General features: G+C 70.4%; 17 protein-coding genes. 7 read left to right on the forward strand and 10 right to left on the reverse strand.

What is annotated here, in order from left to right; genetic code table 11:
• Positions 1-72 precede the first annotated feature (72 nt).
• From ACPCJR_RS02475 to ACPCJR_RS02485, 3 genes are all read right to left on the reverse strand, one after another.
• Positions 73-1,005: an MBL fold metallo-hydrolase gene (locus ACPCJR_RS02475; RefSeq protein ID WP_391510849.1), complete on the reverse strand. Its 933-nt coding sequence runs from the start codon at positions 1,003-1,005 to the stop codon at positions 73-75.
• 80 nt (positions 1,006-1,085) lie between these two features.
• Positions 1,086-1,979 (reverse strand): DUF2865 domain-containing protein, encoded by an 894-nt coding sequence (locus ACPCJR_RS02480; protein ID WP_391510848.1) that lies wholly within the window; start codon positions 1,977-1,979, stop codon positions 1,086-1,088.
• A 469-nt stretch (positions 1,980-2,448) separates the two neighbouring features.
• A complete protein-coding gene (locus tag ACPCJR_RS02485; protein WP_391510847.1) occupies positions 2,449-2,721 on the reverse strand; it encodes a hypothetical protein in 273 nt (90 codons plus the stop codon).
• A 108-nt stretch (positions 2,722-2,829) separates the two neighbouring features.
• Here ACPCJR_RS02485 and ACPCJR_RS02490 point away from each other — a divergent pair, with 108 nt between their 5' ends.
• Positions 2,830-3,006, forward strand: coding sequence for a DUF1328 domain-containing protein (locus tag ACPCJR_RS02490; protein WP_110349924.1), 177 nt, complete (start codon positions 2,830-2,832; stop codon positions 3,004-3,006).
• A 146-nt stretch (positions 3,007-3,152) separates the two neighbouring features.
• Here the strand turns inward: ACPCJR_RS02490 and ACPCJR_RS02495 are convergent, their stop codons facing one another.
• Entirely contained in the window at positions 3,153-3,371 is a 219-nt protein-coding gene (locus ACPCJR_RS02495; protein WP_391510846.1) for a NepR family anti-sigma factor, read from the reverse strand.
• 178 nt (positions 3,372-3,549) lie between these two features.
• On the opposite strand from ACPCJR_RS02495, the gene ACPCJR_RS02500 reads away from it, so the two are divergent.
• Together ACPCJR_RS02500 and ACPCJR_RS02505 are read left to right on the forward strand one after the other, a co-directional pair.
• A complete protein-coding gene (locus ACPCJR_RS02500; protein ID WP_331286917.1) occupies positions 3,550-4,353 on the forward strand; it encodes a response regulator in 804 nt (267 codons plus the stop codon).
• A gap of 448 nt (positions 4,354-4,801) precedes the next feature.
• Positions 4,802-5,170: a hypothetical protein gene (locus ACPCJR_RS02505; RefSeq protein WP_391510845.1), complete on the forward strand. Its 369-nt coding sequence runs from the start codon at positions 4,802-4,804 to the stop codon at positions 5,168-5,170.
• A gap of 24 nt (positions 5,171-5,194) precedes the next feature.
• Here the strand turns inward: ACPCJR_RS02505 and ACPCJR_RS02510 are convergent, their stop codons facing one another.
• Positions 5,195-5,734 carry a hypothetical protein gene (locus ACPCJR_RS02510; protein WP_391511214.1) on the reverse strand — a complete coding sequence of 180 codons (540 nt, stop codon included), beginning with the start codon at positions 5,732-5,734 and terminating at the stop codon, positions 5,195-5,197.
• A gap of 121 nt (positions 5,735-5,855) precedes the next feature.
• Here ACPCJR_RS02510 and ACPCJR_RS02515 point away from each other — a divergent pair, with 121 nt between their 5' ends.
• The 3 genes from ACPCJR_RS02515 (at position 5,856) to ACPCJR_RS02525 (ending at position 8,757) form a co-directional block, all read left to right on the forward strand.
• The gene (locus ACPCJR_RS02515; RefSeq protein WP_391510844.1) at positions 5,856-7,247 is read left to right on the forward strand and encodes an aminotransferase; all 1,392 of its coding nucleotides are present in this window, start codon (positions 5,856-5,858) and stop codon (positions 7,245-7,247) included.
• A gap of 318 nt (positions 7,248-7,565) precedes the next feature.
• Positions 7,566-7,781, forward strand: coding sequence for a hypothetical protein (locus tag ACPCJR_RS02520; protein WP_391510843.1), 216 nt, complete (start codon positions 7,566-7,568; stop codon positions 7,779-7,781).
• Positions 7,782-7,848: 67 nt separating this feature from the next.
• Entirely contained in the window at positions 7,849-8,757 is a 909-nt protein-coding gene (locus ACPCJR_RS02525) for a metallophosphoesterase (RefSeq protein WP_391510842.1), read from the forward strand.
• Positions 8,758-8,808: 51 nt separating this feature from the next.
• Here the strand turns inward: ACPCJR_RS02525 and ACPCJR_RS02530 are convergent, their stop codons facing one another.
• The 5 genes from ACPCJR_RS02530 to ACPCJR_RS02550 form a co-directional block, all read right to left on the reverse strand.
• Positions 8,809-9,027 (reverse strand): hypothetical protein, encoded by a 219-nt coding sequence (locus ACPCJR_RS02530; RefSeq protein WP_110349916.1) that lies wholly within the window; start codon positions 9,025-9,027, stop codon positions 8,809-8,811.
• Positions 9,028-9,158: 131 nt separating this feature from the next.
• A complete protein-coding gene (locus ACPCJR_RS02535) occupies positions 9,159-10,070 on the reverse strand; it encodes a DNA-3-methyladenine glycosylase family protein (RefSeq protein WP_391510841.1) in 912 nt (303 codons plus the stop codon).
• Positions 10,071-10,122: 52 nt separating this feature from the next.
• Positions 10,123-10,410 carry a hypothetical protein gene (locus ACPCJR_RS02540; protein ID WP_391510840.1) on the reverse strand — a complete coding sequence of 96 codons (288 nt, stop codon included), beginning with the start codon at positions 10,408-10,410 and terminating at the stop codon, positions 10,123-10,125.
• 129 nt (positions 10,411-10,539) lie between these two features.
• Positions 10,540-11,694 (reverse strand): ribonuclease D, encoded by a 1,155-nt coding sequence (rnd, locus tag ACPCJR_RS02545; RefSeq protein WP_391510839.1) that lies wholly within the window; start codon positions 11,692-11,694, stop codon positions 10,540-10,542.
• Positions 11,695-11,790: 96 nt separating this feature from the next.
• Positions 11,791-12,180: a hypothetical protein gene (locus ACPCJR_RS02550; RefSeq protein ID WP_391510838.1), complete on the reverse strand. Its 390-nt coding sequence runs from the start codon at positions 12,178-12,180 to the stop codon at positions 11,791-11,793.
• Positions 12,181-12,399: 219 nt separating this feature from the next.
• Here ACPCJR_RS02550 and ACPCJR_RS02555 point away from each other — a divergent pair, with 219 nt between their 5' ends.
• Positions 12,400-13,590 carry a D-alanyl-D-alanine carboxypeptidase family protein gene (locus ACPCJR_RS02555; protein ID WP_391510837.1) on the forward strand — a complete coding sequence of 397 codons (1,191 nt, stop codon included), beginning with the start codon at positions 12,400-12,402 and terminating at the stop codon, positions 13,588-13,590.
• The last annotated feature ends 23 nt before the right edge of the window (positions 13,591-13,613 follow it).

Raw genomic sequence — 13,613 nt, forward strand, 5'->3', positions numbered from 1 at the left:
GAGCCCTGGATTGCTTTCGCTGAGCCTCGCAAGGACGACGGACGAGACCGAAGCGATCAAACGGAAACCGTCTCACACCGGGCGGAAGTGGCCGTCGAGCAGGGGCGGACCGTCCGTGATGGCCAGCCCGCGCTCCACCAGATCCTCCAGATGGGCGAAGACCGAAAGCGCCGCGGCGCCGAGCAGGTGAGGCGCGAGCCCCTGGTAGACCGCGCCGACGATCGTGCGGATGTCGCGGTCGCCCGCTTCGAGCCGGGCGCGGATCGCCGCCTCGCGCTGGCGGCGATGGGCCGCGAGCCCCCGCACGAAGCGGCGTGGATCGCGCACGGGGCCGCCATGACCCGGCCAGTACAGCGTCTCGCCGCGCTGCCGCAGCCGCTCCAGGGAAGCCATGTAGGCCCGCATCGAGCCGTCCGGCGGGGCGACGATGGAGGTCGACCACGCCATCACGTGATCGCCGGAGAACAGCACGTTCTCCTCCGCCAGAGCGAAGGCGAGGTGGTTCATGGTGTGGCCCGGGGTCGCCAGGGCGGTCAGGGTCCAGCCCTCGCCCGTCAGGCTCTCGCCGTCGGCCAGCTCCCGGTCGGGCCGGTGCTCGCGGTCGGCGCTGGCGTCGAGGATCAGCAGCTCGTTCTCGGCGAGGCTGCGGGCCGCCCGGTGCGGGCCGCAACCGACGATCGGCGCACCCGTGCGCGCCTGGAGCAGGCGGGCTCCGGGAGAATGGTCGCGGTGGGTGTGGGTGACGACGATGGCCTCGACCCGCTCGCTTCCCAGTGCGGCCAGAAGCGCCTCCACATGCTCGGCATCCGCCGGCCCCGGATCGATCACGGCGACCCGGCCGTGTCCGACCACGTAGCTGCAGGTTCCGCTCGCGGTGAAGGGACCGCCATTGGGGCAGATCCGTCGCCGCACGAGCGGGCTCACCGCCTCCATGCGTCCGGCCGGGGGCAGGGCGCTCTCGAGGCCGGTGGCGGCGTCTGGGGCGCCCGCGGAGGGTTCGCTCATGCTGGTCCGCTTCAAGCAGGGGGCGGTTTCGCCCGCCTACGACAGCGCGGCGGTTTCGCCAACTCCCGGACCGCGACGGCTCAATGTCCGAAGGGGGAGGGCGCGACCACCCGGATCGGCGCGAAACCGGTGCCGGCCGGCGGCATCACCTCGGCGAAGCCCGCGGGCGCAACGTCGGTGCCGACATCCATGCGCAGACGCGCGACCTGCGCTTCCGCCACGCGGACCCGGCGGGTGCGGGCCTCCGCGACCTGCAGGCTGCGGCGGAACGCCGACGCCGCGGCATCCCGGCGAAGGGCGCCGACGCGCCCCTCGATCGCCTCTCGAAGAGGCCGGCCGGACGGTGCCGTGCGGTAATCGGCCAGCACCGGGCCGCTGCGGGAGAGGTGCGTCACCAGATCGGCGCCGTCCTCGGAGGCGATCACGTCGCCCGCGCGCAGGGTCCGGTCCCGGCCGAGATCCATGAGGGGGCCGGCCTGCCCGGCGGGCTGGCAGGAGCAGCCTTCGACCCGCTCGCGACGGAACAGGTTGGCCCGCGCGAGGCGGCGATAGGGCAGGCCGCCGAGGCCGACCGCCTCCTGCATCTCGGACCGGCCGGGGGCCAGGGTGAAAAGCTCGCTCGACGCGTTCGGGCAGGCGGCCGCGCAGGCCGCGGCATGGACCGGAAGGTCGCTCCGCGCCCGCAGGCGGCCGATCGGAAAGACGTATCCGTCGCACAGCCGCACGCAGACGGTCCGCGTCCCGGCCGCGAACGAAGCCGGGGAGACGGCGTGCGACGCCGCACTCCTGCGGCCAACGGCGTCGCGACGCGCCTCGATGCGCGGCGTGCGCTGCACGAGCCGGGTCTCGGCGGAGCGCCGGGGATCGGGCAGGGAGGCGTAGCGCCGGGGATAGGCAGGCGGCTCGGCCCGAACGATCGGGGCGGGTGCCGGCGGCGAGGCACCGAACAGCGACCCGAACAACCTGGTCAACACATCTTGCTCGGCGGCGCGGACCCTCGTCGCGGAGGCCGTGCAGCCGAAACCGAGCAGCGCGAGCAGGAGGATGCCCGCCGCGCGCCGAAGCGTCAGTGTCCGCCGCCTGGGCGCGACAGGTCTCGCCCGCCATGGTCCGGGCGCGCGCTTGCCGAACGTCATCTCCGCCGCTCCGTCGATCCGGCGCGGGCCGGATGTCCTGTACGGCGCCGAGCTAGGCGGCGGCACGCGGGGGCGGCAACTTCGTAGAAACCACGCAGAGACCGACGCAGGCGCCGCCGCCCTGCGCGGGCTCGAGACCCGTCGGCGCAAGTCGTTCTGGAGCCGGCGCATTCCCGAACGTCGGACGATCGCTTGATCGAGCCCGCCATCGACAGGGCTGTGGAGAACGGCGGACACCACGAAAAAAGCGCCGTCCTCGCGGACGGCGCTCGGCCTCGACCAATATGGGATTTTCGGGGATCGCCGCTCAGCGGCGGCGGGCCGTCTTCACGCGGACGGGAATGGGTTGCAGCACCGGCTGCGGCGACAGCGCCGAAGCGAGCCGCTCCGCGGCGGCGAGAACGGCTTTCACCAGGGCGGTACCGAGGGCTGCGGGCTTTCTCTGTGCAGGCACGCCGAACGCCTCCTTCGCGATCTCAGTCTGAGCGTTGAAGATGAGATGGTGACGAACGGTCGGTTTCGCTAGTCGGTTCCGGCCCGGTCCCACATCGGGCGAAAACGCGCAGTGGCGGACGATCAAGGCGCGGGACAAGTCGGAACCGAAAAGGAACTTCGGCCGAAAACTTAGCGTTATTGAACCCAAGAGGCTGCGGCACGGGCCGCGCCAGTCTTTGGAAGGAACTTCGAAATGCTCGGTTGGGCTGTTACGTTCCTGGTGGTTGCCCTCGTCGCGGCCCTGCTGGGCTTCGGCGGCATCGCCGGCACGGCCATGGAGGCTGCCAAGCTCGTCTTCTTCATCGCGATCGTCCTGTTCGCGATCTCGGCCGTCATCGGCCTGATGCGCGGTCGTTCGCCGACCCTGTAGCGGGCGCGCACGCCGCCTTCACGCAACGTCCCTCGGCCGAGGCGCCGGGGGAGGGCTCCAGAAGACCGGAGCCTCGTGCGTCACACGAATGGAGCCGCCCCCGGATTGCGGGAGCGGCTCGGCCTGCATCACATGCAATCTTGTTCTCAGGCCTCCGCGGGATCGTCCGGCGCCGGCCCGTCGTCGAGACGGGCGATGAGGTCGCGGAAGCGATCCGGGATCGGTTGCTGCACGACGGAATCGTAAAGAGCGCGCAGATGGTTGCCGATGCGCCTCTGGCTTTGGTCGTTCAACCCGCTTTCACCACGCGCCCGAGTGGGCCGGTCTCCGGAAGGAGACGCGCCGGCCGGCTCGTCCTCGTTCATGCTTTCAAGATCCCCTTGGCGCCACATCTGCTGCGATTGTCTTGCAGCTTGACATGAGTCATGGCTGCATCAGCAACGCCGGCATGCGGTTTCGGTTCCGCGGCTGCCAGGAACGGACGTCCAGCCGCCGCGTTAGGGGCGCAGCGACAACGAAGAGCGAAGAGGCTCAGGGGAACTCATGTCCACAGCACAATTGGTCGTGCAGCATCTGCCGTACCTGCGCCGTTACGCGCGGGCGCTCACGGGAAGCCAGGTCGCCGGCGATGCCTACGTGGCCGCGACGCTGGAGACGCTGGTCAACGAGCCCGAGACCCTCGGCCGCAGCACCAACGTCAAGGCCGACCTCTTCCGCGTCTTCACGCGCATCTGGAATTCGCTCTCGGTCAACGGCCACAGCGATCAGGTGCAGCACGATCTTCCCGCCGAGGTTCGGCTGGGCCAGATCACGCCGCTGCCCCGGCAGGCCTTCCTGCTCTCCTGCCTCGAAGGCTTCTCAGAGGAGGATGCCGGCGTCATCCTCGACGTGGACGTGGCCAAGGTGCGCGACCTCGTCGACGAAGCGGGCCGCGAACTAGCCGCCGACATGGCGACCGAAATCCTCATCATCGAGGACGAGCCGCTGATCGCCATGGATCTGGAGGCCCTGGTCGAAGGCCTCGGCCACAACGTCATCGGCGTGGCCCGCACCCGTAGCGAGGCGGTCAAGATCGCCTCCGAGGGCAAGCGGCCGGGCCTGATCCTGGCCGACATCCAGCTCGCCGACGGCTCCTCCGGCCTCGACGCGGTCAACGACCTGCTGAAGACCTTCGAGGTGCCGGTGATCTTCATCACGGCCTACCCGGAGCGCTTCCTCACGGGCGAGCGGCCGGAGCCGGCCTTCCTCATCGCCAAGCCATTCCAGCCCGCCAACGTCTCGGCGGTGATCAGCCAGGCGCTGTTCTTCCAGCAGAGCGCCCGTCGTCGCGAGGCGCGCAGCGCCTGATCCATCCGACCTTCGCGGCTCCCGACCGAGGGCGCCGGCCGTTGAGGCCGGCGCCTTTTTCTTTGGCGCAGCATTATCCCTGCTGCAGCCTTGGGCGGCCCAATCCGGAAGGCGCGCAAGAAAAAACGGGCCGGACCATTGTCCGACCCGTCGAAAGGTTCCGGCCGATGCACAAGGGGAATGCGGGGAGGACCAGGTGGCCGGGTGCTCGATCAACGATGCAGCCCTGAAACAGTTCCGGACAATCGAACTGGAACGATCCTTTTCACTCCACAGAGGCTTTTTTGCCACGCCGGACGCGGCTTATCCTCCTACCGCGGTGCGCCAGAATCATCTTCGAGGGAGGTCAGAATACTGATTTGATCCGAAGCGGGACAGTGAAGGAACCGGAGATCGGAAAGCAGCGTTGTGACGACAACCTGTCAAGCTCCCATCGGAGATCGCGAAGATGCTTCGGCCCGGCTTCATCCTCGGTGTGACTGGCCCCGCTGCGATCCTCACCGTGCTTCTGCTGCCGGTCGTCCGGCAAGAGGCCGACGCGATGGCGGCCTCGACCCCCGCCAGCGCCCGCGTCGCCTACGAGGCGCCCGCCTCGCCGCTGCCGGGCATGCGCCCCTACTCCACCGCGATCAGCCCGATCCACGTCGCGGCCGCGCCCCATCCGTCGGCCCGCACGGAGACGGCGCCGAGCCGCTCGGCGCAGGAGGAGCTGCCGGTCAAGCCGCGGCGCCTGACCCGCGAGGGCTGCGAGACGCCGATCAGCGCGCTGGCCGGCCCGGAGGCCCGCCGCATGGTCCCCGGCCGCTGCATGACCTGAAGCCGGGCTGCAGACCCCGGATTTCTAAGTTGGACGGCTCACCTTCTCGACATCCGCCGTCGGACCGGCCGGCGTCATCCGCTCTCGGGTGACGAGGCGGTCGCCGGGACCGAAGCTGCCCAGCGGCACGTCCCGGTCGGGCAGCACCACCGTCGTCATCGTGTTGACGTGGACGAGCACGTAGCGCCGCAGCGGCAACGAGGCGACGGCCCAGCGCCGCAACTGATCGTGGTACGGCGCCCGCTTCCAGGCCCCCGCCTGCCCCGGATCGACCTGAACGTTCAGGAAGCGCGTGACGGGATCGAGGCTCAGCACCATCTTCGCCCGGTCCGGCCGCCACTCGGGGCCGATCCAGCTCTCCGTCATCCAGAGGCAGTGAAAGGCCCGGCAATGGTCGGGCCGCTCGGCGTGGATGCCGCAGCCGCCGCCGGAGCGGACATGCCGGCACCAGCGCCCGGCCGGGCTTTCCACCGCCGGCACGTCGTAGACCTTGCAGCAGAGCGTGCAGGGTCCGCAGCTGCGGCCCTCGGCGGGCACGGCGACGATGGAGGCGGGATCGAGCATCGCGGGCAGCGGCAAGTCTTCGAGAGTGTCGGGACTGCGCCTTCCTGACGGCGATTGCGGCCGTTAGTGTGGCGGCGCTGCCGGCGCGTCCCGTCGGCCACATCTCCGGCTGCCCCGCATCATGTTGTCGAACATCGCCGCCCGCGACGTCGAGACCCTGATCCACCCCTACACCAACCTCGCCACCTTCCGGGACACCGGCCCGCTGGTGCTGGAGCGCGGCCACGGCGTCTGGGTCTACGACACCGACGGGCGCCCCTACCTCGAAGGGATGGCCGGGCTCTGGTGCACGGCGCTGGGGTACGGCAACGAGGAACTGGTCGAGGCGGCGGCCGAGCAGATGGGCCGGCTGCCCTTCGCACACCTGTTCTCCGGGCGCAGCCACGATCCGGCGATCGAACTGGCCGAGACGCTCAAAGAGCTGATGCCGGTTCCGACCTCGAAGATCTTCTTCACCTCGTCGGGCTCGGAGGCCAACGACGCGCAGGTGAAGCTCGTCTGGTACATGAACAATGCCCTCGGGCGCCCGCGCAAGAAGAAGATCATCGGCCGCCGGAAGGGCTATCACGGGGTGACGGTCGCGACCGCCTCGCTGACGGGCTTGCCCGCCAACCACACCGACTGGGACCTGCCGATCGCCGGCTTCCTGCACGCGGCCTGCCCGCACCATTACCGCGGGGCCGAGCCCGGCGAGAGCGAGGAGGCCTATTCGCAGCGCCTCGCCGCGGAGCTGGAGGCGCAGATCCTTGCCGAGGATCCCGACACGGTCGCCGCCTTCTTCGCCGAGCCGGTGATGGGCGCGGGCGGCGCGATCGTGCCGCCGGCGGGCTACTTTCCCGCAATCCAGGCCGTCCTTGACCGCTACGACGTGCGCCTGATCGCCGACGAGGTGATCTGCGGCTTTGGCCGGCTCGGAACGTGGTTCGGCGGGCAGGCCCTGGGCATGCGCCCGCACACCCTCTCCTTCGCCAAGGCGCTGACCTCCGGATACCTGCCGCTCGGCGGCATCAGCATCGACGAGCCGCTCTACCGGGCCATGCTCGACGAGAGCGCCAAGCTCGGCGGCTTCGGCCACGGCACGACCTATTCCGGCCACCCCGTCGCCTGCGCCGTCGCCAACCGGGCGCTGCACATCTACCGGCGCGACCGCATCGTCGAGTGCGCCGCCGAGCGGGCACCGCATTTCCAGGCGGCGCTCGCCCGTCTCGCCGACCATCCCCTCGTCGGCGAGGCGCGGGGCATGGGGCTGATCGGCGGGATCGAGATCGTGGCCGACAAGGCCAGCAAGCGGCAATTCGATCCGAAGGCGGGTGTCGCGGCGCGTTGCGTCGCCTTCGCCCAGGCCGAGGGGCTGATCGTTCGATTCCTGGCCGGCGACCGCATCGCCGTCTGCCCCCCGCTCGTGATCCAGCCGGACGAGATCGACACCCTGTTCGAGCGCCTGACCCGCGCCCTCGACGCGACCGCCGGATGGATCTCGCGGGAGGGCGTGGCGCTCGCGCCGGTCCCCTGAACCGGCGGGAGCGCAATTCCGGCAATTCGGGCGTAAATCGGGCCGGTGCGTGACAAGATACGGTGCACTGCAATGCACTATCGCGCAGTGCAAAAACTGATGCCGTAGCCTGCTTGGTTTCGGAGCGTGCCTGAAATGCAGGCTTCACGCCCGCCTTAAGCTTCCGTTCATGTGAACGGAACGATCAAGGGAAGCGCGGCATCTTCTCGATCTCGCCGCCCATGTCGGGCCGATCGGCGGTTCCGGTGCTTTCGGTGCGCGAGCCCGGGCGCCGCGGCCGGGATCGGACCGTCCCGAAGCGCAAACAGGACAGGAACCATGTACGCCCCCAGCCGAACCTCGACCTTCGCGGCAGAACCGGGCAGCGCCGCCCGGGTGACCGTGGCCGGGGATCGCGAGAACTTCCGCCCCGTCGCCCTGCCGGCGCTGGCCGCCGCCGTCCACGTCAACACCGCTTCCCTGAAGGCGGCGCGGGCCAAGGCGCAGGCCCGGAATGCCATCCGCTTCGTCCACGAGGACCAGCCGGTCGACTGAGCGCGTTCCGACGGGATGTTGAGCTGACGAGGCTTGACGCCGCGGTCGCGGCGGTGGCTCTGGCGGCATGGTCATCCTCCCCACACGCAGGCAGGTTCTGGGCGGCCTCGGCGCCACCACGCTGAGCGTCGGAGGGGGCTACGCCTTCGTCGTCGAGCCCCGGTTCCGGCTCGCGCTCACCCGCTACGCCCTGACGCCGCCCGGCTGGACGCCGGGCCTGCGCCTGCGCATCGCGGTGATCGCCGACATCCATGTCTGCGAGCCCTACATGCCGCTCGACCGGGTGGCGGAGATCGTGGCGGCGGCCAATGCGCTCGCGCCCGATCTGATCCTCCTGCTCGGCGACTATCCGGCCGGCCGCAAGGTGACGTGGCGGCCCGTGCCGCTGCCCGACTTCGCCCGCCTCGCGGCGGAGCTGCGCGCGCCGCTCGGCACCTACGCCGTGCTCGGCAATCACGATTGGTGGGACGACCACGCGGCGATGCGGGCGGGGCGGGGGCCTGTCGAGGTGCGCCGGCTCCTGGAGGCCCGGGGTATTCCGGTTCTGGAGAACGACGCGGTCCGGCTCGTCCACGGGGGCCGGCCCTTCTGGCTGGCGGGGCTCGCGGATCAGGAGCCGTTCCTGCCGATCGGCAGCCGCCGCAGCCTCGCCGACATTCCGGCGACTTTGGCGCAGGTGAGCGACGACGCGCCGGTGCTGCTGATGGCGCACGAGCCCGACATCTTCGTCGAGGTGCCGCGACGCGTGTCGCTCACGCTCTCCGGCCACACCCACGGCGGACAGATCCGTCTGCTGGGCTACTCGCCGGTCCTGCATTCCCGTTACGGCCAGCGCTTCGCCTACGGCCACATCGTCGAGGAAGGGCGACACCTCATCGTGTCCGGCGGCCTCGGCGTCAGCCGGGTGGGCGTGCGGCTCGGGGTTCCGCCGGAGATCGTGCTGCTCGAACTGAGCGAGGGCGCCCCCTCCGCCTGACGGCCTTCCCCGTCTCTCCCGGACCGGCCCTTGCGGATGAGCCCTCGCGGATCAGCCCTTGCGCGCGGCGGCGCGGCCGACATGCAGGAAGCTGCGCTCCCCGGTCGCGGCCTCGGCGACGTGCTGGATCGTGTCGAGGAGCTGGGTGATCGGCCGCGGGCTCGGGGCCGGGGCCAGGGCGTCCGGGGCGACCCGGCGGGCGGAGGTGCGCCCGGCCACGAGCTGCGCCTCGCTCAGGACATCGAAACTACGGCCGACTCGTCGGTTCATGGCTCTCTCCCCTCGGGCCGACGGTGGTCGATCATGGTAAACGAGGCGTTAACGGCAGGAAGCGTTTCCTTTGGCCCCGGCAGGTTCCGCGCGGGCTCATGCCGGTGGACGACGCGGCGCGAGGCCGGTCCTCAGCCCGACCGTCGCGCCGCATCCTCGGCCCAGAGATGGATGGCCGCATAGGCTCGCCAGGGCCGCCAGGCCGCCGACCGGGCGAGAAGCTGAGCTCGATTCGGCCGCCCGCTTCCGTCGTCGAGGGCGCGCATCAGGCCGACATCGCCGGCCGGCAGCGCGTCGCTCTGCCCCAGGGCGCGCATGGCGACGTAATGCGCCGTCCACTCGCCGATGCCCGGCAGGGCTTTCAGCCGCGCCACCGCCGCATCGAGATCCGTGGCCGGCGCGAAGAGATCGGGCGTGGCCATCATCGCCGCCGCGAGACCCTGGATCGCCCGGCCGCGGGCGCGGGGCATGTTGAGCACCCGCGACACCTCCGCCTCCACGAGTTGTTCCGGGGCCGGGAAGAGGTGGGTGAGGCCGGGCTCGTCACCCCGTTCCGCCGGCGTCAGCGGCGTGCCGAAGGCCGCGACGAGACGGCCGGCGAGGCGCGTCGCGGCGGCGACGGAGACCTGCTGACCCAGGATCGCGCGCACCGCGAGTTCGAACCCGTCGAAGGCCCCCGGCATGCGCAGGCCCGGCCGCCGCGAGGCGAGATCGGCGGTGAAGGGATCCCGGGCGAGCCCGGCGGCGATCGCGGCCGGATCGGCGTCGAGATCGAACATCCGGCGCAGCCGCGCCAGGATCGTCGCGCGGCCACTGGACGAAACGGGCCCGTGGATGCGCACGCGCAGCCCGTCGACCGCCGGCCGGACGCGAAGCGTGCCGCGTTGCCCGTCGAGGCTGAAGCTGCGGGCGTAGCGGCCCGGCCCGACACGCTCGACGCCGGGGCTGGCATGGTCGGCGAAGAATCGCTCGAGATGGTCCCAATCGTAGGGCGGGCGGAAGGAAAGCGCCTCGTCCACTTCGTTCGCGCAAGCGCGTGCCATCGTTTCCAGGGGAGGGATCGTTGGAAGAGATGCCTCTCCTGTCGGACAGGCGTCAGAGCGGCGCAACCCGTCCCGTGCTCTCGAACTCCGCCGTGTCGTCCATGAGGTCGGTCAGCGAGACCTCGATCTGCCGCCCGTCCTGCAGGTGGAGCGTCGCGTCCGGCGTCAGCCAGAACGGGCGCAGGGCGGCGTGGCTGCCGGTAATGCTGCCATGGGCGATCACGGCACCGTCGCGGCGCTCGACCACCACCTTGTAGCGGATCTTGATTGGCTCAAGCCCTTCCGCGGACACGGCCCCGCGACCATTCACGACCTTCAGGACTTGGTTTGGTTCGAACATGGGAGGTCAGGATACGCAGGAGCGGGAATAGAAGGCAACGACATTGCCACTTGTTCCCGGTCCGCACCGCCGCTTTTCCCTTGTTCAACCGATCTCGCCCCGCTGAGGGCTCCGCCGGAGCCGGACGGTTCAGGGCAGGTCGCGCACGACAACCCGGCCGCGCTCGACCGAGAGCGCCACGCGCCCGTGCTTGAGCGCGAGCGCACGCTCGCCGAACAGGCTGCGGCGCCAGCCCTGCAGCACCGGAACGTCCGCCGCGTCGTCCTCGGCCAAAGCCTCCAGATCGTCCACGGTGGCGATGATCTTGGGCGCGACGCCCTCCGCCTCGGCCACCGCCTTGAGGAGCACCTTCAGGAGATCGACGAGGGCCCCGCTGCCGCCCCCCCGCGAGCGGCTGCGCTCGGGCGCGGCGATCTCGGACAAATCGCGGGCAAAGCCGCGCTCGACCGCCGCCAGGATCTCCGAACCGGTGCGCGAACGCTCGAAGCCGGCGGGGATGGTGCGCAGCCGTCCGAGCGCCTCGACGCTGCGCGGACCCGAGGTGGCGATGTCGATCACCGCCTCGTCCTTGAGGATGCGACCGCGGGGCACGTTGCGGCTCTGCGCCTCGGCCTCGCGCCAGCCGGCGACTTCCATCAGCACCGCGATCTCCCGGGGCTTGCGCATGCGGCCCGCCAGACGGCGCCAAGCGAAGGCGGGATCGGCTTGATAGGTCTCGGGCGAGGTGAGGACCGCCATCTCCTCGTCGAGCCAGAGCCCGCGATCGGTGCGCACGAGTTCGGCCGCGAGCACCTGATAGATCGTCACGAGATGGGTGACGTCGGAGAGCGCGTAGGCGAGTTGCGCCTCGGAGAGGGGGCGGCGCGACCAGTCGGTGAAGCGGGAGGACTTGTCGATGCGCGCCTTGGCGACGTCGTTGACGAGCTGCTCGTAGGAGACCGAGTCGCCGTAGCCGCAGACCATGGCCGCGACCTGCGTGTCGAAGAAGGGCTGGGGCAGCAGCCCGCCCAGCAGCCAGACGATCTCCAGGTCCTGCCGGGCCGAGTGGAACACCTTCACGGTGCCCTCATGCGCCATCAGGTCGAAGAAGGGTGTGAGGTCGAGCCCCTTGGCGAGCGGATCGACGAGGCAGGCGAATCCGTCCGGCCCTGCCATCTGGATCAGGCAGAGTTTCGGATAATAGGTCGTCTCGCGCATGAACTCCGTATCGACGGTCACGAACGGCTGCGCGGAGAGACGGGAACAGGCGTCGGACAGGGCCTGCGTTTCGGAGATCAGTTCCATGGAACTGGCTATACCGAAGGTCGCCGGGCGCCGCGAGACGACGGAAGGCCAATTGTCCCCACGGGATTGCATCCCGGACGGGAAAACTTCGGCGGCTCAGGCCGCCCGCCGCGGGGGGCGCCCGCCGCGGCGTCTACGCTGAGCCTCGGCACGGGCGAGCAGCCAGTCGAGAATCCCGGTCTCGATGCGCGTGCCCGAGGCCGGCTCGGTCAGTCGGCGGATGCGGTCGGCCCGCAGGCCGCGGTAGAGGCCGTGGGCGCGGTCCGTGCCGCCGAGCAGCGTGCGGCCGGGGCCGAGCTTCAACTCACGCGCGTCCAGGGTGCGGGTGGTCCAGGCGCCGCGGGCGTCCTCGTAGACGACCTCGAACGCTCCCTCCAGCGGCAGGGTGCGCCAAGCGCCGCCGGCACGCTCGTCCGGGTCGCGGCGGGCGTCCGCCCGTCCCCGCGAAACGGGCGCTTCGTCTCGGAGAAAATCATGGAAATCCATGGGGTTGATATGGGATTTGCCCCTGTTTTCCACAAGGGATTCGCACCCCGTCCGGCGCGCTCGTGCCGCGGCGCACCAGGATTGTCTGCATTCGAAATCGCGTTAGATACAGGCTAAGGTCACGCTTGGCGCGGGCGGGCAGGATAGGTTCCCGGAGAGGCGACAATGCAGTGGCGTAGGTTTCGGACGGCATCCCTTGCGGTTGCGGCAGGGCTGGCGATGACGCTGGCCGCGGCGCTTTCTCCGGCGCCCGCGGGCGCTCAGACATTCCAGACGGCGGCCCCCCACGCGATCCTCATCGACGCCGAATCCGGCTCGGTGCTGTTCGAAAAGGCCGCCGACGAGCTGTTCTCGCCCGCCAGCATGGCCAAGCTGATGACGGCGGAGATCGTGTTCCGCGCGATCAAGGAGGGGCGGCTCAACCTCGACACCGAGTTCACGGTCACCGAGGACGCGTGGCGCCGCGGCGGGGCCGGGGGCGGCGGCTCCTCGATGTTCGCGCAGGTGAACAGCCGCATCAAGCTCTCCGACCTGCTGCGCGGGCTCATCGTGCAGTCGGGCAACGACGCGGCGATCACCATCGCGGAGAACATGGCGGGAAGCGAGGAAGGCTTCGCCGGCATGATGAACCAGCGGGCCAAGGAGATCGGGCTGACGCGCTCGACCTTCCGCAACGCCACCGGCTACGCGGCCCCCGACCAGAAGGTCACCGCCCGCGACATGGCCCGGCTCGCCGAGCACATCGTCCAGACCTACCCCGAATTCTACAAGATCTACTCCGAGCGCGAGTTCACCTGGAACAAGATCAAGCAGCAGAACCGCAACCCGCTCCTGACCCTCGACATCGGCGCCGACGGCCTGAAGACCGGCTATCTCGAAGAATCGGGCTACGCGCTGACCGCCTCGGCGGTTCAGAACGACCAGCGGCTGATCATGGTGATCTCGGGCCTCAAGACCGCCCGGGACCGGGCGGCGGAAGCGCGCAAGCTGATGGAATGGGGCTTTCGCGCCTTCGAGCCCCGGCAGATCTTCGCGGCCAACGAGCCGGTGGCCGAAATCTCGGTCTTCGGCGGCGAGAAGGGTTCCGTGCCGGTCGTCGCCAAGAAGCCCGTGCGCCTGCTGGTGCCCCGCGGCGCCTCGGACCGGGTCTCGGCCAAGGTCGTCTATCAGGGTCCGGTCGCGGCGCCGATCGTGCAGGGTCGGGAAGTGGCCCGCCTGCGCGTGACCCGCGGCGACGCGGTCGCACTGGAGCAGCCGCTCTATGCCGGGGAGAGCGTGGAGGCGGGCACGCTCTCGCAGCGGGCACTGGACGCGGCCATGGAGGTCGGGACCGACCTGATCCGCCGCGCCTTCGAGAAGGCCAAGGGCGGCAACGCGCAGCCGGCCGGCGCCGCCAGCGGAAATTCCTGAGGCGGGACCGGCCTCCGCTCGGG

The organism is Methylobacterium sp. NPDC097929, assembly GCF_049543375.1.
GTDB lineage: Bacteria > Pseudomonadota > Alphaproteobacteria > Rhizobiales > Beijerinckiaceae > Methylobacterium.

What these genes read in the sequence shown, in the direction of transcription:
- ACPCJR_RS02475 (WP_391510849.1), bottom strand. Translation starts at nt 1,005, where the DNA reads ATGAGCGAACCCTCCGCGGGCGCCCCAGACGCCGCCACCGGCCTCGAG.
- ACPCJR_RS02490 (WP_110349924.1), top strand. Translation starts at nt 2,830, where the DNA reads ATGCTCGGTTGGGCTGTTACGTTCCTGGTGGTTGCCCTCGTCGCGGCC.
- ACPCJR_RS02495 (WP_391510846.1), bottom strand. Translation starts at nt 3,371, where the DNA reads ATGAACGAGGACGAGCCGGCCGGCGCGTCTCCTTCCGGAGACCGGCCC.
- ACPCJR_RS02500 (WP_331286917.1), top strand. Translation starts at nt 3,550, where the DNA reads ATGTCCACAGCACAATTGGTCGTGCAGCATCTGCCGTACCTGCGCCGT.
- ACPCJR_RS02505 (WP_391510845.1), top strand. Translation starts at nt 4,802, where the DNA reads ATGCTTCGGCCCGGCTTCATCCTCGGTGTGACTGGCCCCGCTGCGATC.
- ACPCJR_RS02510 (WP_391511214.1), bottom strand. Translation starts at nt 5,734, where the DNA reads ATGCTCGATCCCGCCTCCATCGTCGCCGTGCCCGCCGAGGGCCGCAGC.
- ACPCJR_RS02515 (WP_391510844.1), top strand. Translation starts at nt 5,856, where the DNA reads ATGTTGTCGAACATCGCCGCCCGCGACGTCGAGACCCTGATCCACCCC.
- ACPCJR_RS02520 (WP_391510843.1), top strand. Translation starts at nt 7,566, where the DNA reads ATGTACGCCCCCAGCCGAACCTCGACCTTCGCGGCAGAACCGGGCAGC.
- ACPCJR_RS02525 (WP_391510842.1), top strand. Translation starts at nt 7,849, where the DNA reads ATGGTCATCCTCCCCACACGCAGGCAGGTTCTGGGCGGCCTCGGCGCC.
- ACPCJR_RS02530 (WP_110349916.1), bottom strand. Translation starts at nt 9,027, where the DNA reads ATGAACCGACGAGTCGGCCGTAGTTTCGATGTCCTGAGCGAGGCGCAG.
- ACPCJR_RS02535 (WP_391510841.1), bottom strand. Translation starts at nt 10,070, where the DNA reads ATGGCACGCGCTTGCGCGAACGAAGTGGACGAGGCGCTTTCCTTCCGC.
- ACPCJR_RS02540 (WP_391510840.1), bottom strand. Translation starts at nt 10,410, where the DNA reads ATGTTCGAACCAAACCAAGTCCTGAAGGTCGTGAATGGTCGCGGGGCC.
- rnd (WP_391510839.1), bottom strand. Translation starts at nt 11,694, where the DNA reads ATGGAACTGATCTCCGAAACGCAGGCCCTGTCCGACGCCTGTTCCCGT.
- ACPCJR_RS02550 (WP_391510838.1), bottom strand. Translation starts at nt 12,180, where the DNA reads ATGGATTTCCATGATTTTCTCCGAGACGAAGCGCCCGTTTCGCGGGGA.
- ACPCJR_RS02555 (WP_391510837.1), top strand. Translation starts at nt 12,400, where the DNA reads ATGACGCTGGCCGCGGCGCTTTCTCCGGCGCCCGCGGGCGCTCAGACA.